The sequence below is a fragment of the Paenibacillus sp. FSL K6-1096 genome (assembly GCF_037977055.1).
Taxonomy (GTDB): domain Bacteria; phylum Bacillota; class Bacilli; order Paenibacillales; family Paenibacillaceae; genus Paenibacillus_AQ.
On sequence record NZ_CP150274.1, the window covers coordinates 7123365 to 7145075 of the forward strand.

The window sequence follows — 21711 nt, forward strand, 5'->3', positions numbered from 1 at the left end:
AATATAGTCGAAAACCGGTCACAATCCGCCCGGGCGGGGGTGTTACACTGGTGCGAGGGTGCGCGGCCCCAATGTAATCGGAAAACCCATTACAAATTCAGTTCCCCCTGTCGGCGCTATTTCGTCCAAACGGATAAGTCTTAATTTTCTTCGCGGATACGGTTCTGTTTCTACTAGAAGAAGCCGATAATGCTAATATTATCAGACCATTGTCAGTCAGACCTATTACTATTTCCCCGCATGATGGATCAGGACACATAAAGGACATACCGCTAGACTATGATGTGAGATATAAACGCTTGGAAAGCAGGGAGTTCTATTGAAGAAAAAATTGCTGCTTGTCGAAGATGAGCTGCGGATTCGCGAGCTGGTCTCGGATTATTTCATCCGCGACGGCTGGGAGGTACGCGAGGCTGACAACGGCCAGGATGCGCTGCTCTGGTTCGATTCGCTGCTGCCGGATCTGCTGATTCTCGATATTATGATGCCCAAGCTGGACGGCTTCGAGGTGTGCCGGGAGATCCGCCGCAAATCAGCTACCCCGATTATTCTCCTGACCGCCAAGTCCGCCGATGATGACAAAATCCACGGCTTTGAGCTCGGAGCGGATGATTATGTCACCAAGCCCTTCAGTCCCAAGGTGCTGGTCGCCCGGGCCAACGCGCTGATGAAGCGGGTGGAGGGTGCCCATGAGCCGGAGTCCGGGGTGGTGAGGTTCGGCACGGCAATCTTCAATACGCTGGCGCACCGCCTGGAGGTGGAAGGCGCAGATGTGGAGCTGACCCCGAAGGAATATGATCTCCTGTGGCTCCTGGTCCGCAACAAAGGCACGGTGATAGCTAGAGATACGATCCTCAGCCGGGTGTGGGGCATTGAATTTGAGGGGGATTCCCGCGTGGTGGACAGCCATATCAAGAAATTGCGCAGCAAGCTGGGTTATGAATCCCGCTTCATCCGTACCGTTGTAGGCACAGGCTACAGATTCGAGGACGAGGAATGAAAAGATGGAGCATTACCTTTAAGCTTTTTGTAATGACCGTGATCTTCTTTGTGTGCTTTTACGGCATGGTGATTCTGGGACAGTTCCTGTTCTTCGACAGCTTCTATCAGCATCAGAAGGAGGCCCGCGTCGAGAAGCAGCTCAAGAGCTTCGCGGCCAGCTATACGCACGAGGCCTGGAGCCGGAACCGGACGTCCCGCGAGCTGGTGCGGTTCATGCTGCGTAACAAGACGCAGATGATTATTCTGAGGCCGGACGGCCGGATGAAATCCGAAGATCCGTTCCGCATGAGGGTGATGGATGAATCGGGTAAGGTGCAGATAGTTCCCATGTCGCTGTTCATGAACCAGTATGGGGACATGCTGCGGAATGCCGATCTGAAGGAGAATGATCAGGTTACGGTTGTGGGAGAGCATTTCACAGACGAGAGCGCACTCGGGGATACCTTCTATCCGTTCACCATTACCAAGCAGGGACAACCGCCGGTCGGCGAGGAGGATGAAGGCGGGGCCAGCACTATTTCCGGGACGATTACCGAGCTGGTACTGCCGGACCTGAAGCTCTGGAATCCTCGGCAGGGCATCCTCTACGAAGCCATGGAGGAGTGGTTCCCGCTGACCCCGGAGCAGCTCACGAAGCTGCGTAATCTGGATACGGTACAAGAGGATTGGACCGCGCCCTGGAGCGGTATCCGCAATTCGGTCCTGATTGTGCCTGTAGAGCGGGCGGGCGGGGAGATCGAGCTTCTGTTCACGGTAACCTCCATGCAGGATATCAGGGATTCCAATGCTGCGCTGCGCTGGTTCTTTCTATACCTGGGCCTCGGCGGATTTGCGCTGATCCTGGTTCTGTCACTTTTTTATTCCAAAATGGTGACCCGCCCGCTAATCAAGCTCAATAATACCGCGAAACGGATGGTGGCGCTTGATTTCAGCGGTCCTCCTTCGATCCGCCAGAAGGATGAGCTGGGCAACCTGTCCAGAAGCATGTTCATCTTGTCACAGAGCCTCGACTCTGCGCTCACCGAGCTTCGCGAGACGAATCAGCAGCTGGTGGAAGAGATGGAACAGAAGAAGAAGCTGGAGCAGATGCAGCAGGAGTTTTTTGCCAGCGCCTCCCATGAATTGAAGACCCCGCTCAGCATTATCAAGGGCTTCGCCGAAGGGCTGGAGGACGGAGTAAGCGCCGGCAAGCAGGATCATTATATTAAAGTCATTATCGAGGAAGCCGACAAAATGGAGTTCCTGGTCAAGGATATGCTGGACCTGGCCCGTCTGGAATCGGGGACAATCAAGCTGCGCCGCACCTCCTTCATGCTCAGTGAGCTGACCGAGAAGGTCACGGATAAGCTGGTCCATTCCCTGCAGGCCAAACAGCTCGATGTAGTCGTCATTCCTGCGAATGAACAGCCTGTCTATGCAGATGAGACCTGGATTGAGCAGGTGATCAGCAATCTGCTGACCAATGCGATCAGGCACGCCGAAGAAGGCAGCACAATAACCGTTATGCTGGTGAGTCAGGCTAAGGATCTTTTATTCTCTGTTTATAACACCGGGGAGCAGATCCCCGAGGATCAGCTTAAGCATATCTGGGAGCGGTTCTACCGGATTGAGCCGTCCCGCAGCCGCCTGACCGGAGGGACCGGACTCGGCCTCTCGATCGCGAAGCAGATTCTGGATATGCACGGCTGCCGCTATACAGTGAGCAACACTAAGGACGGCGTTTGCTTCAATATTACGTTTGTCGGCTAAGGCATCCGTTATCATTTTGTCAGAAAAGGAGTGAACCAGCATGAAATGGAACTGGCTGCCCTCAATGTGCACGCTGGGTAACCTGGGCCTCGGCTCATTCTCGCTGCTATTCACCATTCAAGAACGTTATCATCTCGCTTTATCTATGATTCTGCTGGCGGCCCTGTGCGATGTGATGGACGGGCTGCTGGCCCGGATGCTGCACTGCACCAGCGATTTCGGCAAACAGCTGGATTCGCTGGCGGATATTATCTCCTTCGGCATCGCCCCGGCCTTCCTGATTCTGTTCCATCGTCTGGAGAATGTGCATGCGCTCGGGACTGCGGCAGCTGTCGTGTTCCTGTTCTGCGGTGCGCTGCGCCTGGCCAGATTCAATATCTCAGCTCCCGCCAAAGGATTCACCGGTATTCCGATTACAGCCGCAGGAGTCATTCTCTCAGTAGTTGCGCTGACCAGTGACCGGCTGAAGCCGGAGCTGATCGTTCTGATTATGGGCCTCTTGTCCATGCTGATGATTAGCAGAGTCCCGTTCCCCTCCATCAAAAATATCGTTAACAGGAAGTGAACTATCATGCCATGGGTCATTGAGATGATCTCACAATACGGATATATAGCAATTTTTGCTCTGCTGGCACTGGGGCTGCTCGGGCTTCCGGTTCCGGATGAGCTGCTGACGCTCTTCGTCGGCTATTTATCCTCCACAATGGTGCTGGATTACTCTCTCTCGGTCCTGGTGTGCTTCATAGGCTCTATCACCGGTATGATGATCAGTTATACCATTGGTCTTCGGGTAGGCCAGCCGGTGGTGGACCGGTACGGGAAATGGGTGGGGCTGACGCCGAGAAGATTCGCCAGTGTCAAACGCTGGTTCTTCCGGTTCGGCAACTGGACAATCTTCATCGCCTATTTCGTCCCCGGCATCCGCCATGTAACCAGCTATGTCTCCGGCATCAGCGCCATGTCGTTCAGGAAGTATCTGGCGGTTACGGTGGCCGGTGCCTTCCTCTGGTCGCTGCTGTTCGTATCGATCGGCTATCTGGTCGGCTCCAGGCTGAGCTTCGTCTAAGTTTGGAAGCCAGGTAATAATCTTCTATAATTGAATTAGATCTTACAGCGGTTAATTCATCTGTTATATACTACAAATAGTTAAAGTGGTTATTTATTCTATTCTGCGAGAATACCAGTGATCCGAGGAGGTCTGTCTGCAATGCCAGAATCAAATGACATCATTATTGAAGAATACGTACCCGAACGACATGCTGCTTCCATCGCCGAGATGTGGAACGCCAGCTCGCAGAGCTGGGGCGGCGACAGCTCATACCAGACCGAGGAGAGCGTGCTGCGCGAGCATGAGATCAATCCGATGCTCAAGCTGTTCCTGGCCGTCACCGGCGGAGAAGTGATCGGCTATTGCAGCTTCTCCCACTACAAGGAGGATACCGGGGCGCTCTATATTGCGCTGCTGAATGTGAGGCCGGATTACCATGGACGCAAGGTGGGCAAGCGGCTGGTCCGCCGTGCTATAGAAGAGACGATTACGCTTGGCTGGCCCCGGCTTGACTTGTATACATGGCCCGGCAATGTGAAGGCGGTTCCCACCTATAAGAAGAGCGGGTTCTTCTGGGAGAAGCGGGATGATACGACCCACCTGATGAACTTCATTCCTTCGGTGCTTCAGACTGGCGCCGTAAGCGCTTTTTTTGAGAAAATAGACTGGTACAACGACAGCATCCGCAAAATTGAGGTGGAGCCTGACGGCCATGGCGCGGACGGGTTTGACTATTTTACATATGAATGGCTGAAGGACGGGGTGTCTCTGCGCATGGAATATGAGCGGACCGGCCGCGGCCTGCGCCTGATTGAGACGGATGATTACCGGATACAGGCTACGATTCCTGCCTCGCATGAGCTGCCCTTCGGTGCGGAGTATCCGGTGGTCTATGAGGCCGTGAACAAAAGCGGCAAGCCCTTGTCGCTGCAGGTGACCGGTGTAAGCAATCCGCAGATCCGTTTTGAGCTGAAGGAGGCGCGGGAGATTGGGGCCGAGGCACGGATTGAGGGCAGCTTCTTCATTCATCCGGTGGAGGAGGAGCAGAATCCCTTCCAGACCCATCCGGTCGTAGAGGCTGAGCTGCTCATTAACGGCCTGCCTGCCGTATTCAAGCTCGGCGTGAAGCCCAAATATCCGGTCAAAGTGAAGCTCCAGCTGCCGGAGCGGGCCGTCTTCACGGGCGAAGAGGTTGAGCTGGATGTGACGGTTGAGAATAAGTACAGTGACGACTCGGCGTTTGTCTTTGCGCTGCCGGAGGACGGCATTCTGGCTTTCGCGCAGAACCGGGTTGCCGTGGAGGTTCCGGCCAACAGCCGGAGAACGGTTAAAGTTAAGGCCCGGCTGCTGGATTACGGCATCTGGCATCATAAGGTTGGCATCCTCCGGCTGGAGGAGGGCATGGAAGCGCCTGTGCTGGAGCAGGAGCTGAGCATGGTCTTTCCGGGGGCGGATGCTGCCTTTGGCGGCAAGACCGATGAAGCCTGGATCATCTGCAGCGGGAAGTATGCGGCAGTGCTGGACCTATCCAGCAACAAGCTGTATTTGCGGGAGGGCCGCAAGACGCTCGTTACGCTGCCTTATCCCAAGTTCGGCCGCCCGTATACGGATGAATTCAAGAAGTTCGCTCCGCTGGACGTGAAGATTCACCGCGAGCAGGAAGCTATCGTCCTTGAAGCCGACTATAACATCAGCAACCGGGAAGGACTTAGGCTGACCATGGTGGTGAAGCTGCAGAACAACGGCCTGATCTCCCGGCATTACAGCATTCACAACCCGCTGGATACCGGTCAGGTGGAGGACCTGATCTTGAAGGACAGCTTTCAGTTTGGCCTTCGTGACAGTGTTCTCCCTTATAACGGCAAATATCTGGATCTTAGCTTAGGCGAGGAAGCCTCTGATCTGGACTATTGGGAAGGCAATAAATTTACGGAGAACTGGATCTTTACGAAGGGTGAGACGCCAATGGGAATCAGTTGGCCCGCAGAATTAGAGCTGATCCAGGAATCGTGGCTGCACGCCGTTGAGCATTCGCTGGGCCGGATTCCGGCGGGAAGCCATGCGGTGACCCGTCCGCTGCGGATTGCGCTGGGGACCTGGGACCGCTGGCAGGATTTCCGTGCGTATGCGCTGCTTCAAGGCAATGGTAATGAGGAGCTGAAGGCCGGGCTGCCGCTGGAGGCGGCCCTGAATAACGGCAATCCGTTCATCAGCGGCCAGTTTGCGCTAACGCTTCAGGAGCAGAAGATGAGTTATCTGGATGGGGAGATCCATGTATCCTCCAGTAAGGGCAGTATTGAAGAAGCCCGGCTTGAGCTGCCCGGGGAGGAGAAGCTTACGGAGGCCACGCTTCCGCTGACCTTCTCCGGCAGTCCGGAACCGGATGTGCTTACCCTGCATCTGGATATGGAGGGGTATGAGCTGGACCGCACCTTCCTGGCCTTGCCGGTCCAGGACGGGGCAGTACGGCAGGAGAGGCTGGAAGTAAGCGGGTCCAGGGTTCTGGCCGCGGACAATGGAGTTCTGCGCATACAGGCCAGTCCTGATTTTGCACCGGGATTGTTCTCGGTGGTGTATGAGGGCCAGGAATGGCTGGATTCCTCCTTCCCGCAGCCGGTAGCCAAGTCCTGGTGGAACCCGTGGGTCGGCGGGATTCTGACCTTGATGGGGGATGTTACACCGCGGACTATGCTGGAGGAAGAGGCTGCCGCTGAATTCGCCGACTTAACGGATAATAAGGGCAACCGCTGGTCAGGCATCCGCGTAAGTGTTACGATTCAGAAGAACGAGCAATACCGGGGACTTACCCTGCATCAATACTTCATGCTGCTTCCGGGTGTTCCTGTACTTGCCCGTACCGTATATGTGGAGCAGAATACCGGCAGACCGCTGTATCCGCTGAGCCTGGAGACCCCGACCTTCTATAAAGCCGCCTCTGAGATCACACAAGGCAGATTCTATGTCAAGAACAGCAGCGGGCAGCTGGTGGTATACAAGGGTGGCGGAGTGCAGACAGGTGCCAAAAGTGACAACGGGCTGATCCAGCTCGGCTCTGAAGAACGGAAGGAACGCCTGACACAGGCTATAACGCCGGAGCATTCTTCCTCCTCACTGATGGTCAATGCCGAGGCGATGATGACCTACACGGAGCAGTACCTGCATCTGCAGGATGGAGAGGAACGGTTCACCCAGCCCCAATTTTACCTGATCTCGGATCTGCAGGCACCGGAGCAGGCTTATGCCGATCTGCTGTCGATCCGGTTCAAGAAGTAATGAACAGAAAGGAAGCTATGGATGAGAATCATTGACGCACATGTGCATTACTCCAACATTGCCGCCTTCCATGATACGGCCGAGAACCTGGCGTATATTGACTACACCGGCAAGGGACTCCAGGAGGAGTTCCGGCAGAGCGGGGTTGTAGCCGGTGTGGGAATGGGCGTGACCGAGACGGTTGCCGGTGCTTTCCCGGATGCAGAGGCGCTTAATCCCATGCTGCTTGATCTGAGCGCTGCACTCCCGGAGAACCTGTTCACCTGTGTCGGCATCAACCCGCTTACCCTCCATCTGGAGGGGCAGCTGGAAGCGCTGGAAGCCTCTCTGCAGCGGGAGGATGTCGTTGGGATCAAGCTGTATGCCGGATACTACCATTTCAATGTGGGCGATGCCATCTATGATCCGGTCTATAAGCTGGCTGCGGCCTATCGCCTGCCGGTGGTGATTCACGGCGGACTGACCTATGCGGACCAGGGACTGCTCAAGTATTCTCATCCGCTGTCCATGGAGGAGACCTTCCTGAAGCACCGGGACATCACCTTCATGCTCTGCCACCTCGGCGACCCTTGGGTAATGGACACCGCAGCCCTGTTGGAAAAGAACCCTAATCTGTGCACCGACTTGTCCGGTTGGATTGTGGGCGATCAGGCCAAGGTGGACCGGCTGATGACCGAGCAGACCTATACCGATCATTTCCGCCGGGCCATTGTATTCGCCGAGAAATACGACCGGCTGGTCTTCGGTACTGACTGGCCGCTGGTTCCGCTTGCAGCCTATATCCCCTTCGTGAAGCATCTGATCCCGGAAGCCCATTGGGAGGATGTCTTCTACAACAACGCGCTCCGGGTGTTCCCTAAGCTGGAACAGCGGATGAGAGAACTGAATCTATAGTGACCTGACTGTTTCCCCTGGAATGGATGTTCCGGGGGTTTTTACCTGTTGCGGGCCTGATGTGAAATCATAGGAGAGAGGGAATGAATAATGCCTTATCTGCAGTTGAACGATCTGGAGCTATTCTATGAACAGCTGGGAACCGGGGAGCCGGTTATTTTCTTGCACAGTCACTATTCGCGCAGTATACTGGCATTCAGCAGCCAATTGCTGGAGTTCCAGAACCGGTACGCTTGCTATTTCCCTGATCTCAGGGGGCATGGCAGAACCAGAAGCAGCAGTCTGGATTGGTCTATGCCGCAAATCGCTGAGGATGTGGCAGCATTCATGGAGCAGATGAAGATGAAGCAGGCACATCTCATTGGATATAGCATGGGAGCTGGCGTAGGGTTGTATCTGGCTGCGAATCACCCCGGACGGGTGGCTACGCTTACGACGATCGGAACCAGCGGCTGCTGTGAACCGCAGGGAGCGGAGGAGTATGAACCGGAGCGGCTGCTGGCCAGCGGGCAACAGGCATTCATCGGTCAGATGATGGAGAGACATCAGGAGGCCCACCGGGGGAACTGGCAGGAGTATTTGCGCCAAACGGTGCAGGACTGGATCAAATACCCCGACCTCACAGAAGCTCAGCTAAGTAAAATTGCTTGTCCGGCGCTGCTGATTTCAGGTGAGCTTGATCCGTTCGCAGGCCCGGAGAAGACGGCGAAGCTGGCATCGCTGATGAAGAATTCCAGTACGCTGATCGTGCAGGGAGCAAGCCACCGCCCGCATATGCTGAGGGAACAGCCGGTTCTGGTGAATGACACCATCCTTGAATTTTTGGCGAGGAACCCTATTCACTAAATCAGGGGCGTACAGAAAGGGCGTACATTGTTTATGACCAAAGTAATCGTGATCGGCGCAGGCATCCTTGGCGCATCCACCGCTTATCAATTGGCAAAACGGGGGGCAGAGGTGGTAGTGGTGGACCGCCAAGAACCCGGACAGGCTACGGATGCTGCCGCAGGCATCATCTGTCCCTGGCTCTCCCAGCGGCGCAATCAGGCCTGGTACCGGCTGGCGAAGGCGGGGGCGCGCTTCTACCCCGGACTGATCGGAGAGCTGATGCAGGGAGGCGAAACGGATACCGGTTATGCCCGGGTGGGCGCGCTTAGTATACATACAGATGAAGGCAAGCTCGACAAAATAGAAGAACGTGCCCGGATGCGTCTGGCAGACGCCCCGGAGATCGGCGAGATTATGCGGCTGACCGCTGAGGAGACCCGCGAACGCTTCCCGCTGCTGGCCGAAGGGGCTACCTCGGTGCATATCAGCGGCGCTGCCCGGGTAGACGGACGCGCCCTGCGGGACGCTCTGCTTCGTTCTGCGCAGCGGCATGGTGCCGTGCTGCTTACCGGGGATGCGGTACTCCAGGTGGAACCCGGGCAGGTGACCGGGGTTATGGTGGATGAGGACTTCATTCCGGCGGATAAAGTTATTATATGTGCAGGGGCATGGGCGAATCCGCTGCTCCGTCCGCTTGGTATAGACTTCAAGGTCAGCTACCAGAAGGGGCAGATTATGCATCTGGAGATGGCGGATCATAAGGATACGGAGGAGTGGCCGGTAGTGATTCCGCCGAGTGATCAATACCTGCTGGCCTTTGCCGGGGGACAGATTATCATTGGAGCGACTCATGAGAATAATATTGAAGGATATAATACTAGAGTGACCGCCGGGGGGATGCAGGAGATTCTGAATAAGGGTCTGGAGACCGCACCCGGACTCTCTGAGGGCATCTATCGTGAGGTGAGGGTCGGATTCCGTCCGTTCACCCCAGGGTATCTGCCGGTTATCGGAGCCGTCCCCGGATGGAAGGGCCTGCTTGCCGCTAACGGGCTGGGGGCCTCGGGACTAACGATGGGTCCCTTCATCGGCTGTCAATTGGCGAAGCTGGCGCTTGGCATGGAGCCTGATATGGAGCTGGAAGATTATAGCATTCAGTCAGCGGTAGACAGTCAATGATTACGAATACATTTCCTGCATTGGAACATTCAGAGTCAATTCTGCGGCCCGGCTGATTTTTTGTTTGACAGAAGGGAAGCTCTGTCCCATAATACAATCCATACTAAACATATATGATTTATAGGAAGGGTGGATCACACTGTGATTAACTTAAAATCTTCACTCCGCAAAACAGCCGGGCTGGGTTCGCTGGCCATATTGTTCGTTTCGCTTCTATCCGGCTGCTCGGGGGCTGCGAATCCTGCCGAATCCGGCAGTAACGCCCAGGCCAGCGCAAGCCCGGCCGCAGCGCAAACCGCAGCACCGGCAGAGCCTGCCGCAGGCGGCACCTTCGTCTATGGCCGTCCGGCTTCTGTTACTTCCTTCGATCTGCATAACCAGATTACGTCGAATAACGCATTTGCGATTGATAAAGTGTTTGAATCGCTGGTGGCTTTTGACAGCAAGGGTGAAATTACGGATCAGCTCGCAGAGTCGCATACGATCAGTGAAGACGGCTTGACGTATACCTTCGTCCTGCGTGACGGCCTGAAGTTCTCGAACGCAACGCCGGTCACGGCAGCGGATGCAGTGTTCTCTCTGGAACGGCATCTGAAGGTGGGCGGCCCGCTGGCGATCTCGGCCAAGGTGGATACCGTCAAGGCTCAGGATGACAAAACGCTCGTAATCACGCTGAAAGAGCCGTATACTCCCTTCATTTCGGAGCTGTCGAACTTCTCGAACGGCATCATCCCTAAGGACTTCGGCGGTGTAAGCGAAGAGGAATTCTTCAAGAAGCCGGTAGGCACAGGCCCGTTCGTGGTCGAGAGCTGGGACCCGGCAGGGGATGTAACCTTCACTAAGAACACCAACTATTGGAAGGAAGGCAAGCCCTACATCGACAAGCTGGTCTATAAGCTGATTCAGGATGACAGCCAGGCCATCAACCAGCTTAAAGCCGGATCGGTTAATGCGGTTGAAGCCTTGTCTCTCCAGAATGCAGGAGAAATTAAGAATGGCGCAGACACAACTGTTGCAACGAACGGAAGCTGGGTTACAGAGCAGCTGTTCTTCAATACACTGGATAAGCACTTCTCCGATGTGCATGTCCGCCGCGCGCTGGCGCTGGCCATCGACCGTGAAGGTCTGACCAAGGCACTGACCTTCGGCTATGCCCAGACAGCGAAGTCATTGCTGCCGCCAACGATTCCTTACAACGCCAATGACACGCTCAAAACGCTCGATTTCGATACAGCCGCAGCGAAGGCGGAGCTGGCCAAGTCGGCCTTCCCGGACGGCTTCACCACCAAGCTGCTGGTCGCCTCCGGCAACAGCACCCGGGCCCAGGAAGCGCAGATTATCCAGGCTGCCGGCCAGGCTATCGGCATCAAGATCGAGATTGAATCGGTTGAGCTGGCCACCTTCCGCGAACGCTTCTTCGCTTACGATTTCGCGGCGATGCTGAACAGCGGCCAGGCCGACTCCCCTGAAGCGAACTCCATTCTGGCGTTCCAGACTGACCCTGAGGGCTTCAGCAAATCGTATTGGACCCATTACACCAATAGCGATGTGACCAAGCTGTTATATGAAGGACAGAAGACAGCTGACGGTGAAGGCCGGGCCGCCATCTACAGCAAGCTGCTGCAGATCCTTGCCGATGAAGTGCCGTACATTCCGTTATACTATCCTGACATCCTGATCGGTGCCCGTTCTTCTGTCGAAGGACTGGTGGTTCTGCCTAACGGCAGCCTTCGTCTGGAAGATGTCCGCATAGGCCAATGATGAAGCCCAGACTGACCCTGACGGGTGCAGCTGGAAACAATGGTTCTTACAAGTGGCTGGGAACAGCCCTAGTAAGGGCCTTAATTGTTATCCTCTGCGTAATGACGGCGGTCTTCTTCCTCATCCGGATCGTGCCCGGCGATCCTGCCAAAATGATTCTCGGCGAATACAGCACGCCAGAAGCGCTGCAATCGATGCATCACACGCTTGGGCTGGATCTTCCCTTGTGGGAGCAATTCATCCGGTTCGTCAAGACGCTGTTTACCCAAGGAGATACCGGGAACTCGATTGTCAGCGGAACCTCCACCCGGGAGCTGATTGCACAGCGCGCACCTGTCACACTACTGCTGATTGTTCTAGCTTCAATAATAGCCATCTTAGCTTCGCTTATCCTTGCAGTGCTTGCAGCCACACAGAAGGACAAGCTGCTGGATCATCTTATCCGCATTATCCCTGCGGTTACACTCGGGATGCCCGTCTTCTGGGTAGGTCTGCTGTTCATTCTGCTCTTCAGCGTCCGGCTCGGCTGGTTCCCTGTAGGGGGAAGCGGCGAAGGGGGGCTGTCCACGCTGCACAGCCTGGTGCTTCCGGCGGTGACGGTGGCTTTTTCACAGATTCCTACGCTTGTCCGTTCGCTGCGTGCGCAGATGCTGGAGGTGCTGGAGTCTGAATTCGTCGTTACGCTGCGGGCGGCCGGCATCCCTTCCCGGGTAATTCTGTTCAAGCATGTGCTGCGCAATTCGGCGCTGCCGACCCTGATGCTGCTGGGCGTCAATATCTCCTATCTGATCGGGGGGACTCTGGTGGTGGAGCAGGTCTTTGGGATTAAGGGCATCGGCAGTCTGCTGTTCACCTCGATCTCAAGCCGTGACTTCCCTGTGATTCAGGGGATTGCCCTGTATTGCGCGCTGGCAGTTGTCATGATCAGTCTGCTGACTGAGATTATCTCCGGGTGGCTTGATCCCAGAACGAAGGCGCAACCATGAATAACATACATTCAGAACCGATTCTCACGGACAAAAGCACAAGACCAAGCGCGCTGCGGCGGATTGTGAAAACTCCATCGCTGCTGACAGGAATCCTGATGTTCGCCATCCTGATTCTGCTCGCTGTGCTTGTCCCATACTTAAGCCCCTATGATCCGTCGGAGCAGAATCTGAGCGCCTTCCTGCAGCCGCCCTCCGCTGCCCATTGGCTCGGAACCGACCAGCTCGGCCGGGATTTGCTGACAAGACTGCTCTATGCCGCCCGCACGGATCTGGCGATTATGATCCTGGCTGAGATTATTCCATTCTGCACCGGAGTGCTGCTGGGGATGATCTCGGGGTATTACGGCAAATGGATTGACCGGGTGATTTCGCTAATTACTGATGCTTTTATCGCCTTCCCGTTCTATCTGATCGTCATTATTGTGGCCTTCGCCAGCGGCGCCGGGGAGCGGGGGATCTATATTACCTTCATTCTGGTCGGCTGGATTGTATTCGCCCGTGTGGTCAGAGGCCTCAGTGCATCCTTCCGCAAGCAGGAGTGGATTGCTTCCGCCCAGACGCTGGGCCTGCCCGGCCACCGGATTCTTCTACGCCATCTGCTGCCGAATGTGCTGCCGCAAGCTGTGGTTGTGCTGATGACCGATATGATCGGGCTGCTGGTAGCGATCGTTACGCTGGGGTATCTGGGCATCGGTATTGCTCCGCCGACACCGGACTGGGGAACAATGATCGCCGACGGCCAGCCGTTCATTACTACCGCATGGTGGCTGTCGGCCGTTCCAGGCTTCGCTGTGGTGTATACGGGAATTGCGCTGTCGCTGCTGGGCGACGGCCTGGCCGATATCTGGAGGAGAAAATCATGACCACACCATCTGTACTGGAAGTTGAATCGTTGACACTCACGGCTGCGTCGGGGGAGGTGCTGGTGGATGAGGTCAGCTTCTCGCTGGCTGCCGGGGAGAGCCTCGGGCTGGTCGGGGAATCCGGCTCCGGCAAATCGCTGACGCTGCGGGCCATTCTCGGCCTGCTGCCGCGAGGGGTGGAACAGACCGGGGGAGTGATCCGCAGCAAGGCGGTCAGCGCCATGGTGTTCCAGGACCCGCGCGGTTCATTGGACCCGCTCTGTCCAGTTGTGAAGCAGGTGACAGAGGTCGTCTATTACAGGCAGAAGACCAGCCTCAAGGCTGCGCGGAGCATCGCCCTCGAGCTGCTTGCCCGGCTGGGGCTTCCCGATTCTCTGGCTATGAAAGACCGTTACCCCAGCCAGCTCTCCGGCGGGCAATGCCAGCGCGTAGTTATTGCGCTCGCGCTGGCCTGCAAGCCGGGCATTCTGCTCTGTGATGAGCCGACCACGGCGCTGGATGTAACGGTGCAGCGCCAGATTATTGACACGATAACGGACCTCCAGCAGGAGCTGGGCTTCGCCATGGTCTTCGTTACCCACAATCTGGCGATTGCAGCGAATCTGTGCGCAAGACTCGCGGTGATGAAGCAAGGCCGGATTGTCGAATATGGAGCAACTCCGGCACTGTTGCAGCATCCTGCTGAGGCCTATACGCAGATGCTCATCGATTCTGTGCTTCCCTTGCCGGAGCTGGAAGGAGGAGGCGCTATATGATAGAAGCAGCAGAAGCAGCACTGCAAGTCAAGGATATCACTGTCCGTTACGGGGATTACACCGCGCTGGATCAGATCACGCTGGAGCTTCCCCGGCATACCACGCTGGGACTGGTCGGAGAATCCGGCTCCGGGAAATCTACACTGGCGCGGGTGATTGCCGGTCTGATTGCCCCGGATGAGGGTCAGCTGCTGCTCGGCTCCCGGGAGCTGCGCAGGAAGCGGAGCCGGGAGCAGCATAAGCAGATACAGATGATCTTCCAGAACCCGGATGCCTCGCTGAATCCCCGGCATACGGTCCGGCAGATTCTGGCCGAGGCGCTGCTGTTCCACCGGATTGTAGAACGCTCCAAAGTGGAGCACAGAAGCCGTGAGCTGCTGGAGCAGGTGCAGCTTCCGGCCAGGGCGCTGGACCGGTATCCGTCTGAATTCTCCGGCGGCCAGCGCCAGCGGATCGCGATTGCCCGCGCAATCAGTGTCCAGCCCAGCCTGCTGATCGCCGACGAGCCGACCAGTGCGCTGGATGTCTCTGTGCAGCGCAGTGTGCTGGAGCTGTTCCATGCCCTGCGGACCGAGCTGAATCTGACAATGCTGTTCATTTCCCACGATCTTGGGGTTATTCATGCTGTCAGCGATACTGTTGCGGTAATGCGCCAGGGGAAGCTGGTGGAACTGAATTCGCGAGACGAATTCTTCCTCCGCCCGGCACATGAATACAGCCGTGAGCTGTTGTCAGCGGTTCCGAAGATGCCCGAATATCATTCATAACATAACATCAGGAGGTCTATATGAACGTGGAATATACAGGGTTTGTACCGCTCACTCTCACGGAGCTGAATACCTTGACGGAGGAGCTGTCCAGACTTCTGGGTACACAGTATCCTCCGGTCATCATCCCCGGCGAGGCTATACTGGGCATTGAAGCGGTCGCTGCGGGAATTGCCGCACCCGGCCGTACAATTCTGAACATAGTAACAGGCCCATACGGCAGCTTGTTTGGACAATGGCTGGAGCGCGGAGGCGCGAATGTAGTGGAGGTGAAGGTGCCCTTTGACCAGGTGGTTACCGTGGAGGCAGTCGCAGCTGCGATTGAGCAGTACCAGCCGGTAGCCTTGTCCTTCGTCCAGGCTGAGGTTGTGACTGGCGGCTCGAATCCGGCGGAGGACATCTTCAGGCTGGCGCGCAAACATGACCTGATTACCGTAACGGATTCCGTATCGGCCGTCGGGGGAGAAGCCCTGCCTGTGGATGAGTGGGAGGTGGACTTCGCCATCATTGGTGCGCAAAAAGCGCTCGCCGGACCCAACGGAGTCAGTGCGGTCAGTGTTTCACCGCGCGGCTGGGCCTTCCTGGAGGCCAATGAACGGGCGCCGCGCAATTCCATTCTGTCTCTGCTGGATCTGCGGCCCGCTGAGGACGGCTCAGCGCCGCTTCGTGTACCGCCGTTTATTCCGGTGCTTGAAGCCAGGGCGCTGATTCAAGCCCTGCATGCAGTGGCTGAAGAGGGCTTGCCACAGGTGATCAGACGGCATGAACAGGCAGCGGCTTCGGCCATTGCCGGGATCACGGCGCTGGGGCTTGCGCCGTGGCAGAAGGACAGCCGCCATTATTCTACGTTGACAACCACCGTGAGAATTAACGGGGAACAGCGGCTCCAGATCCGGCAGCCGCTCGGCATCGTGGCCCCTGGGGACGGGGAGCTGTTCGGCCAGCTGCTGCGGATCAATCACTTCGGCCGTCAGGCCAGCCGTGAAGGCGTGGAGGCAGCGGTCCGGACCCTAGCCGGACTGCTGGAGCAGGATGCAGGGCAAGCTGTGCAGGCTGTCCGTCAGGTATGGGGGGCAACGGTATGATTCTCAAGCAACCGGCCTTCCAGGATTACAAAGGTATTCAGATCGCAGGTGTAGCAGGGAAACGGTTCGATATTGAGATCAGGGATGGCCGTTTCACCTCGGTGGTGGAGGCCGGGCCGGGATATGAGGGATCGGAAGGGCCGGATGATTTGGGACAGGAGCCTGCTCACCGGGAGTTATCGCCCCAGGAGCTATGGATCAGCCCGGGGATCATCGACCTGCATACGCATCTGGCCTGGACCGACTTTGATCATGACGATCAGCTGGCCCGGGATAGCGAGGAGATTGAGCGGATGCAGGCCGAGGCCTTGGCCGCCACCCTGCGGACCGGGGTAACCACTGCCCGCGATGCCGGGGGACTGCCGCCGGATACGATCCGGCATCTGGTGCAGCACTATCAGCAGCCGCTGCGGGTAGAGACCAGCAGCGCGATGCTGGGTGCAGCCGATGCCAAGGGAATCGGGCATCTGGAGAAGCGGCTGGCTGAGGTCTATGCCACCGGCGCCGGCTGGGTCAAGATCATGGCCACCGGCGGTCTCGGCGCACCGGCTGAGAAGGTCACGGACCCGAATTTCTCGGAGGAGGAATTCGCCTTCATTGTCCGTCATGCCCATGAGCATGGGAAGAAGGTGCTGGTCCATACCTGGGGCGGAGTGACAATTGACTGGTCTGCACAGGCTGGGGTGACGTCTATCGAGCATGGCATGTTCCTCACCCGGGACCAGGCCGGAAGACTCGCCGAAGCCGGCGTTGCCTATGTGCCGACCGCTTCCATCTACCGGATTGCGGCCGATCCCACTGGTGTGCTGGCGCTGCCTCCGGTTATCTGTGAACGCGCCGCCCGGGCGGCCGATGCTCATGCTGCGGCCATCGGGTATGCCCGAGAGGCCGGGGTACGGCTTGGCTTCGGCACGGATTATGCCACTCCGGCGCTGCACGGCAATAATCTGCAGGAGCTGGATACGCTGATCGGCTACGGCCTGAGCCGGACGGAAGCCTGGCGCTCGGCCACGGAGGATGCCGCTGTAATTCTTGGCAAGGGCCATGAGCTGGGCCGGATTGCCGCAGGGTATCTGGCCGATGCGGTCATCTATACGGCCGATCCGTATCAGGCCCGGAACGCCGATGAGCTGCGGGAGAGTATCGCTGCAGTCATTACCGCTGCTAAGGAGACGGATCTGATTTAACAGCTACGCAAAGAGGCTGTCCTTTCTGAGGAAGGACAGCCTCTTTGCGGTCTGATGGCCCGCAGGCCGAATGTAATCGAAAAACCGATTACAATGGAGCGCTACGTAGGCGTGTGGCCGAATGTAATCGAAAAACCGCCCACATTGGAGCGCTGCGTAGGCGTGTGTGCCCAATGTAATCGAAAAACCGACCACATTGGTGCGCTACGTAGGCATGTGGCCGAATGTAATCGAAAAACCGACCACATTGGTGCGCTACGTAGGCATGTGGCCGAATATAATCGAAAAACCGATTACAATGGAGCGCTACGTAGACAGATGTGCTAATGTATGCCAAAAACCGAACACAATTTGCGGTGACGAGGCACAGAAGCCGAATGTACACCAAAAACCGAACACATTGGGGCACTGCATAGGCATGTGTATCAATTGTATGCGAAAAACCGAACATATTTGGCTGTTACGTAGGCGGATGTGCTAATGTATGCCAAAAACCGAACACATTGCCTCCGCACTGAGTCCCCTCCCAGCTTTTCACCCGTCAGCGTCATTCAGTTTTAATCGTAACTATTCACAGCTCCGTATATTGCTTTACCACCTGATTCAGATAAGCTTCAACCTCCGGTGTCTTCTTGTTCCCGGCAGCATCCAGCAGCGGCAGCAGTTTGGCCAGAATGTTCAGTACTTTGTTGTCACCCGGACCCTCCATTAGAACCTGGTCGTAGGCTCTGCGCAGCTCGGGATCCAGTTCCTTCGTGTCATACTCGTAGGCAGATGTATTATCTGAGCCGAGCAGGACTAGAGGAACGGTATAGGACATTTCATTGCGGATGGCGGCTGTCCGGTTCGACTTCGGATAATCCTCGACGAAATCACTCATGACAGCCGCTCTGCCGATCAATTCATCCCAAGTGATCACGATACCTGCATCGAAGGTGGAAGGCTTGTTGCTCTCCGTTGCCATGATATCAATATACGCGGCGATATCCTTGCTGACATAGGGCTTGAATACCTTGAAGCCTTCATAATGCATCACCGGATAATACATACCTTCGCTGCTCTCCAGCTTGTAGCCTTTATCCCAAATCTCTTCAATCAGCTTACGGACCGCAGGTTGCTTCACCCGCTTCAGGATCTCCGTATAGGTCAGGTCGTTGTAAATTTCGGCATCCATTAGTGCCTTTTGTACAGACTCTGTATATAGCTTCTCGGAGAACCGCTCCAGCTCTGCTTTCTGGGCATTCTCCAGTTGAAGGGTCATTACCGTGCCGTACCAGGAGCCTGCTTGGGAGATATGGTTAATCAGATACTTGCGTGCTTGGGCCAGGCTTGCGGGATTGCTGACGTATTTGCGGAACTGGTTGTAGACGGCCTGGGCATCGGATGCGGAGGCAGCAGCTACCGGCTGTACACCTGTAAAGACTGTGCCGCCTGCCAGAGCCAGGGCAGTACCGAGCAGCACTGCTCTTGCTGTTTTTGCTAAAGAATCTGGTAATGTTCTCATTATGTACCTCCCACGGGATAAGATGCTTGCTAAGTTACGCTATCTAATTATTTGGACAGATCCGGGATCCGTGAATCGGGCGGCTCTTCTGAAATAACGCTTGACTTGGAACGCATTTCATAACCTATAGTTCAGTGGAAGACTAGACAAAGGGGAAGAGGACATGAATCAGACCAGCAGAAAGATTATTTTCATCGATATTGACGGAACGCTGCTCATGGAGAATGGAGTTGTCCCGGAATCGGCGGTGCAGGCGTGCAGGCAGGCGCGGAAGAACGGGCATTTGCTGTACCTGTGTACTGGACGCTCCAAGCCTGAAATCTATGATTATATCTGGGAGATCGGGTTCGACGGGTTGATTGGAGCAGCAGGCGGATATGTGGAGAGCGGTGGCGAACTGCTTTATCATAAAAAAGTGGCCCCGGAGGATGCGAAGCATTTGATCGATTATTTTAACGCGAACGGAGTCGATTTCATTCTGGAATCCAATACGGCACTTCATGGCAGCCGCCATTTACAGCCGCATCTGGAACGAAGAATATACGGCGACTTGCTGAATGATCCCGAGGCGCAGGAGAGAAAAAGGCTGTCGCCCCACCCCTATATCGCAACACTCACTTATGGGGACGAGGAATTATATCTGGATGATGTCAACAAGGTGTGCTTCTTGGAGAGCAGCCTGCCCTTTCAGCAGATCCAGGAGGAATTACAGGACCGGTTCACGGCGATTCAGTGCTCCATCCCGATCTTTGGGGAGAACAGCGGGGAGCTGATGATGCCTGGCGTTCATAAGGCTGCGGCTATTGCCGATGTCCTGCAGCATTTGAATATCCCGCGTGAGGACAGTATGGCGATTGGTGACGGGCTTAACGATCTGGAGATGCTGGAATATGTCCAGGTGGGGGTTGCCATGGGGAATGCCCGCGGGCAGCTCAAAGCCATTGCTGATGATATTACTGATTCTATTGAGAATGATGGACTGTATAACTGCTTCCTGAAGCACGGACTGATCTGACTAACGGGTTGATCTCTGCGAAGAGCCGTGTTAAAATGCACTTAATTAAAGCGAATGGAGTTGAAGAGTATCGTGCGGACATTTCTTGCGTAATGTGACCAATAAACAAGCGTTATTTGTGGCGCGCAATTTATGGTTGATATGCAGGAAGGGTCTGCCTCTTTTCACTCCGGTCCAAATATCCTTATTCAAATCTGCCTGGAGATAAGTATCCGGGGAACGGATTTGCTGTGTTTATTTGAGCTGCAGGAGGAGAACCTTCTTGCAGCTTTTATTTTTGTGAATACAGGAGGATATGCGTATGTCTTTAATCAATGTGAGCAATTTAACCTTTGCCTATGAGGGCACTTACGATAATATTTTTGAAAATGTGAGCTTTCAGCTGGATACGGATTGGAGGCTGGGCTTCACCGGACGCAACGGCCGCGGCAAGACAACCTTCCTGAACCTGCTGCTCGGCAAATACGAATACAGCGGAACGATCTCCGCACAGGTGGGCTTCGAGTACTTCCCGTATGAGATTGCTGACCGGACGGTTCAGACCCTGGAGATCCTGGATGAGATCGACCCGGAGCTGGAGAACTGGAAGTTCATGCGCGAGCTGTCCCTGCTGAAGGTGTCTGAAGATGCATTGTACCGGCCTTTTGAATCGTTGTCGAACGGAGAACAGACGAAGGTGCTGCTCGCCGCGCTGTTCGCCAGGGAGAACCGGTTCCTGCTGATCGACGAGCCGACCAACCACCTGGATGCCAAAGGCCGCAAGCTGGTCAGCGACTATCTCCGCACGAAGAACGGGTATATTCTGGTGTCGCATGACCGGGCTTTTCTGGATAACTGTGTGGACCATATTTTGTCGATCAACAAGACCAATATTGAGATTCAGAAGGGCAATTTCAGCAGCTGGTGGGAGAACAAGTCCAGACAGGACCAGTTCGAGCTGGCGGAGGACGAGAAGCTGCGGAAGGACATTAAACGCTTGTCGGATTCAGCAAAACGGACGGGCGGCTGGGCGCATGAAGTGGAGAAATCCAAGATTGGCTCCAGAAATTCCGGATCAAAAATAGATAAAGGCTATGTCGGCCATAAGGCTGCCAAGATGATGAAGCGCTCCAAGTCGATTCAGCGGCGGCAGGAATCCGCCATCGCCGAGAAGTCGAAGCTGCTGCGCAATCTGGAAAGTGCGGATAGCCTGAAGATTGCACAGCTTCCTTATCATAAAGAGCAGCTGGTGGAGCTGGAGGAGGTTGCTATCCGGTATGGCGATACAACCGTATGTTCAGGTGTAACCTTCACCATCGAACAGGGGGACCGGATTGCCCTCTCCGGCAGCAACGGTTCCGGGAAATCGAGCATTCTGAAGCTGATCTGCGGCGGAGACATTAGCTATACAGGCCGCTTCGTCAAGGATGGCCAGCTGGCTATCTCCTATGTATCGCAGGATACTTCGCACCTCCAGGGCAGCCTGAACGATTATGCCAGAGAACGGGGGATCGACGAGAGTCTGTTCAAGGCCATCCTGCGGAAGCTGGATTTCTCACGGCTGCAATTCGAGAAGGAGTTGTCCACCTACAGCGGCGGGCAGAAGAAGAAGGTGCTGATCGCAGCCAGCCTCAGCGAGCAGGTGCATCTGCATATCTGGGATGAGCCGCTTAATTTCATCGACGTCATCTCACGGATGCAGATTGAGGAGCTGCTGCTGGAGTACGCGCCGACGATCCTGTTTGTAGAGCACGACCAGGAATTCTGCACCAACATTGCAACGAAGCAGGTTATGCTCGACTAAGCAGGTCAGCATACAACGGAATCAGCTTC

Annotated in this window: 18 protein-coding genes; 17 read left to right on the forward strand and 1 reads right to left on the reverse strand. The window is 55.8% G+C overall.

Annotation, left to right across the window (positions count from 1 at the left end; genetic code table 11):
• Positions 1-319: 319 nt before the first annotated feature.
• The 15 genes from MHI24_RS31255 to MHI24_RS31325 all read left to right on the forward strand — a co-directional run bounded on the left by MHI24_RS31255 (position 320) and on the right by MHI24_RS31325 (position 17380).
• Entirely contained in the window at positions 320-1000 is a 681-nt protein-coding gene (locus MHI24_RS31255) for a response regulator transcription factor (RefSeq protein ID WP_340023448.1), read from the forward strand.
• On the forward strand, positions 997-2751 hold the full coding sequence (locus tag MHI24_RS31260; RefSeq protein ID WP_340023449.1) for a HAMP domain-containing sensor histidine kinase: 1755 nt from the start codon (positions 997-999) through the stop codon (positions 2749-2751). The genes MHI24_RS31255 and MHI24_RS31260 overlap by 4 nt, the downstream gene beginning before the upstream one ends.
• Positions 2752-2791: 40 nt before the next feature.
• Positions 2792-3316, forward strand: coding sequence for a CDP-diacylglycerol--serine O-phosphatidyltransferase (gene pssA / locus MHI24_RS31265; protein WP_340023450.1), 525 nt, complete (start codon positions 2792-2794; stop codon positions 3314-3316).
• A 6-nt stretch (positions 3317-3322) separates the two neighbouring features.
• The gene (locus tag MHI24_RS31270) at positions 3323-3817 is read left to right on the forward strand and encodes a DedA family protein (RefSeq protein ID WP_340023451.1); all 495 of its coding nucleotides are present in this window, start codon (positions 3323-3325) and stop codon (positions 3815-3817) included.
• Positions 3818-3958: 141 nt separating this feature from the next.
• A complete protein-coding gene (locus MHI24_RS31275; RefSeq protein WP_340023452.1) occupies positions 3959-7072 on the forward strand; it encodes a GNAT family N-acetyltransferase in 3114 nt (1037 codons plus the stop codon).
• 21 nt (positions 7073-7093) lie between these two features.
• Complete coding sequence (locus MHI24_RS31280) at positions 7094-7966, forward strand: amidohydrolase family protein (protein WP_340023453.1); 873 nt, start codon at positions 7094-7096, stop codon at positions 7964-7966.
• A 90-nt stretch (positions 7967-8056) separates the two neighbouring features.
• On the forward strand, positions 8057-8812 hold the full coding sequence (locus tag MHI24_RS31285) for an alpha/beta hydrolase (protein WP_340023454.1): 756 nt from the start codon (positions 8057-8059) through the stop codon (positions 8810-8812).
• 33 nt (positions 8813-8845) lie between these two features.
• On the forward strand, positions 8846-9973 hold the full coding sequence (locus MHI24_RS31290; RefSeq protein WP_340023455.1) for an FAD-binding oxidoreductase: 1128 nt from the start codon (positions 8846-8848) through the stop codon (positions 9971-9973).
• Positions 9974-10114: 141 nt separating this feature from the next.
• Positions 10115-11734 carry an ABC transporter substrate-binding protein gene (locus MHI24_RS31295; RefSeq protein ID WP_340023456.1) on the forward strand — a complete coding sequence of 540 codons (1620 nt, stop codon included), beginning with the start codon at positions 10115-10117 and terminating at the stop codon, positions 11732-11734.
• Positions 11731-12720, forward strand: coding sequence for an ABC transporter permease (locus MHI24_RS31300; protein WP_340023457.1), 990 nt, complete (start codon positions 11731-11733; stop codon positions 12718-12720). The genes MHI24_RS31295 and MHI24_RS31300 overlap by 4 nt, the downstream gene beginning before the upstream one ends.
• Positions 12717-13586 (forward strand): ABC transporter permease, encoded by an 870-nt coding sequence (locus MHI24_RS31305; protein WP_340023458.1) that lies wholly within the window; start codon positions 12717-12719, stop codon positions 13584-13586. Before MHI24_RS31300 ends, MHI24_RS31305 begins: the two co-directional genes overlap by 4 nt.
• Positions 13583-14341 carry an ABC transporter ATP-binding protein gene (locus tag MHI24_RS31310; protein ID WP_340023459.1) on the forward strand — a complete coding sequence of 253 codons (759 nt, stop codon included), beginning with the start codon at positions 13583-13585 and terminating at the stop codon, positions 14339-14341. The genes MHI24_RS31305 and MHI24_RS31310 overlap by 4 nt, the downstream gene beginning before the upstream one ends.
• Positions 14338-15108, forward strand: a complete 771-nt coding sequence (locus MHI24_RS31315; protein ID WP_340023460.1) for an ATP-binding cassette domain-containing protein — start codon at positions 14338-14340, stop codon at positions 15106-15108. Before MHI24_RS31310 ends, MHI24_RS31315 begins: the two co-directional genes overlap by 4 nt.
• Positions 15109-15128: 20 nt before the next feature.
• On the forward strand, positions 15129-16193 hold the full coding sequence (locus tag MHI24_RS31320) for an aminotransferase class V-fold PLP-dependent enzyme (protein ID WP_340023461.1): 1065 nt from the start codon (positions 15129-15131) through the stop codon (positions 16191-16193).
• Complete coding sequence (locus MHI24_RS31325) at positions 16190-17380, forward strand: amidohydrolase family protein (RefSeq protein ID WP_340023462.1); 1191 nt, start codon at positions 16190-16192, stop codon at positions 17378-17380. Before MHI24_RS31320 ends, MHI24_RS31325 begins: the two co-directional genes overlap by 4 nt.
• Before the next feature lie 571 nt (positions 17381-17951).
• Here the strand turns inward: MHI24_RS31325 and MHI24_RS31330 are convergent.
• Positions 17952-18884 carry a hypothetical protein gene (locus MHI24_RS31330; protein ID WP_340023463.1) on the reverse strand — a complete coding sequence of 311 codons (933 nt, stop codon included), beginning with the start codon at positions 18882-18884 and terminating at the stop codon, positions 17952-17954.
• Positions 18885-19047: 163 nt separating this feature from the next.
• Here MHI24_RS31330 and MHI24_RS31335 point away from each other — a divergent pair, with 163 nt between their 5' ends.
• A complete protein-coding gene (locus MHI24_RS31335) occupies positions 19048-19899 on the forward strand; it encodes an HAD family hydrolase (protein ID WP_340023464.1) in 852 nt (283 codons plus the stop codon).
• A 301-nt stretch (positions 19900-20200) separates the two neighbouring features.
• The gene (abc-f, locus tag MHI24_RS31340; protein ID WP_340023465.1) at positions 20201-21682 is read left to right on the forward strand and encodes an ABC-F type ribosomal protection protein; all 1482 of its coding nucleotides are present in this window, start codon (positions 20201-20203) and stop codon (positions 21680-21682) included.
• Positions 21683-21711 lie beyond the last annotated feature (29 nt).

What these genes read in the sequence shown, in the direction of transcription:
- MHI24_RS31280 (WP_340023453.1), top strand. Translation starts at nt 7,094, where the DNA reads ATGAGAATCATTGACGCACATGTGCATTACTCCAACATTGCCGCCTTC.
- MHI24_RS31300 (WP_340023457.1), top strand. Translation starts at nt 11,731, where the DNA reads ATGATGAAGCCCAGACTGACCCTGACGGGTGCAGCTGGAAACAATGGT.
- abc-f (WP_340023465.1), top strand. Translation starts at nt 20,201, where the DNA reads ATGTCTTTAATCAATGTGAGCAATTTAACCTTTGCCTATGAGGGCACT.
- MHI24_RS31275 (WP_340023452.1), top strand. Translation starts at nt 3,959, where the DNA reads ATGCCAGAATCAAATGACATCATTATTGAAGAATACGTACCCGAACGA.
- MHI24_RS31335 (WP_340023464.1), top strand. Translation starts at nt 19,048, where the DNA reads ATGAATCAGACCAGCAGAAAGATTATTTTCATCGATATTGACGGAACG.
- MHI24_RS31310 (WP_340023459.1), top strand. Translation starts at nt 13,583, where the DNA reads ATGACCACACCATCTGTACTGGAAGTTGAATCGTTGACACTCACGGCT.
- pssA (WP_340023450.1), top strand. Translation starts at nt 2,792, where the DNA reads ATGAAATGGAACTGGCTGCCCTCAATGTGCACGCTGGGTAACCTGGGC.
- MHI24_RS31290 (WP_340023455.1), top strand. Translation starts at nt 8,846, where the DNA reads ATGACCAAAGTAATCGTGATCGGCGCAGGCATCCTTGGCGCATCCACC.
- MHI24_RS31305 (WP_340023458.1), top strand. Translation starts at nt 12,717, where the DNA reads ATGAATAACATACATTCAGAACCGATTCTCACGGACAAAAGCACAAGA.
- MHI24_RS31330 (WP_340023463.1), bottom strand. Translation starts at nt 18,884, where the DNA reads ATGAGAACATTACCAGATTCTTTAGCAAAAACAGCAAGAGCAGTGCTG.
- MHI24_RS31315 (WP_340023460.1), top strand. Translation starts at nt 14,338, where the DNA reads ATGATAGAAGCAGCAGAAGCAGCACTGCAAGTCAAGGATATCACTGTC.
- MHI24_RS31285 (WP_340023454.1), top strand. Translation starts at nt 8,057, where the DNA reads ATGCCTTATCTGCAGTTGAACGATCTGGAGCTATTCTATGAACAGCTG.
- MHI24_RS31260 (WP_340023449.1), top strand. Translation starts at nt 997, where the DNA reads ATGAAAAGATGGAGCATTACCTTTAAGCTTTTTGTAATGACCGTGATC.
- MHI24_RS31325 (WP_340023462.1), top strand. Translation starts at nt 16,190, where the DNA reads ATGATTCTCAAGCAACCGGCCTTCCAGGATTACAAAGGTATTCAGATC.
- MHI24_RS31320 (WP_340023461.1), top strand. Translation starts at nt 15,129, where the DNA reads ATGAACGTGGAATATACAGGGTTTGTACCGCTCACTCTCACGGAGCTG.
- MHI24_RS31270 (WP_340023451.1), top strand. Translation starts at nt 3,323, where the DNA reads ATGCCATGGGTCATTGAGATGATCTCACAATACGGATATATAGCAATT.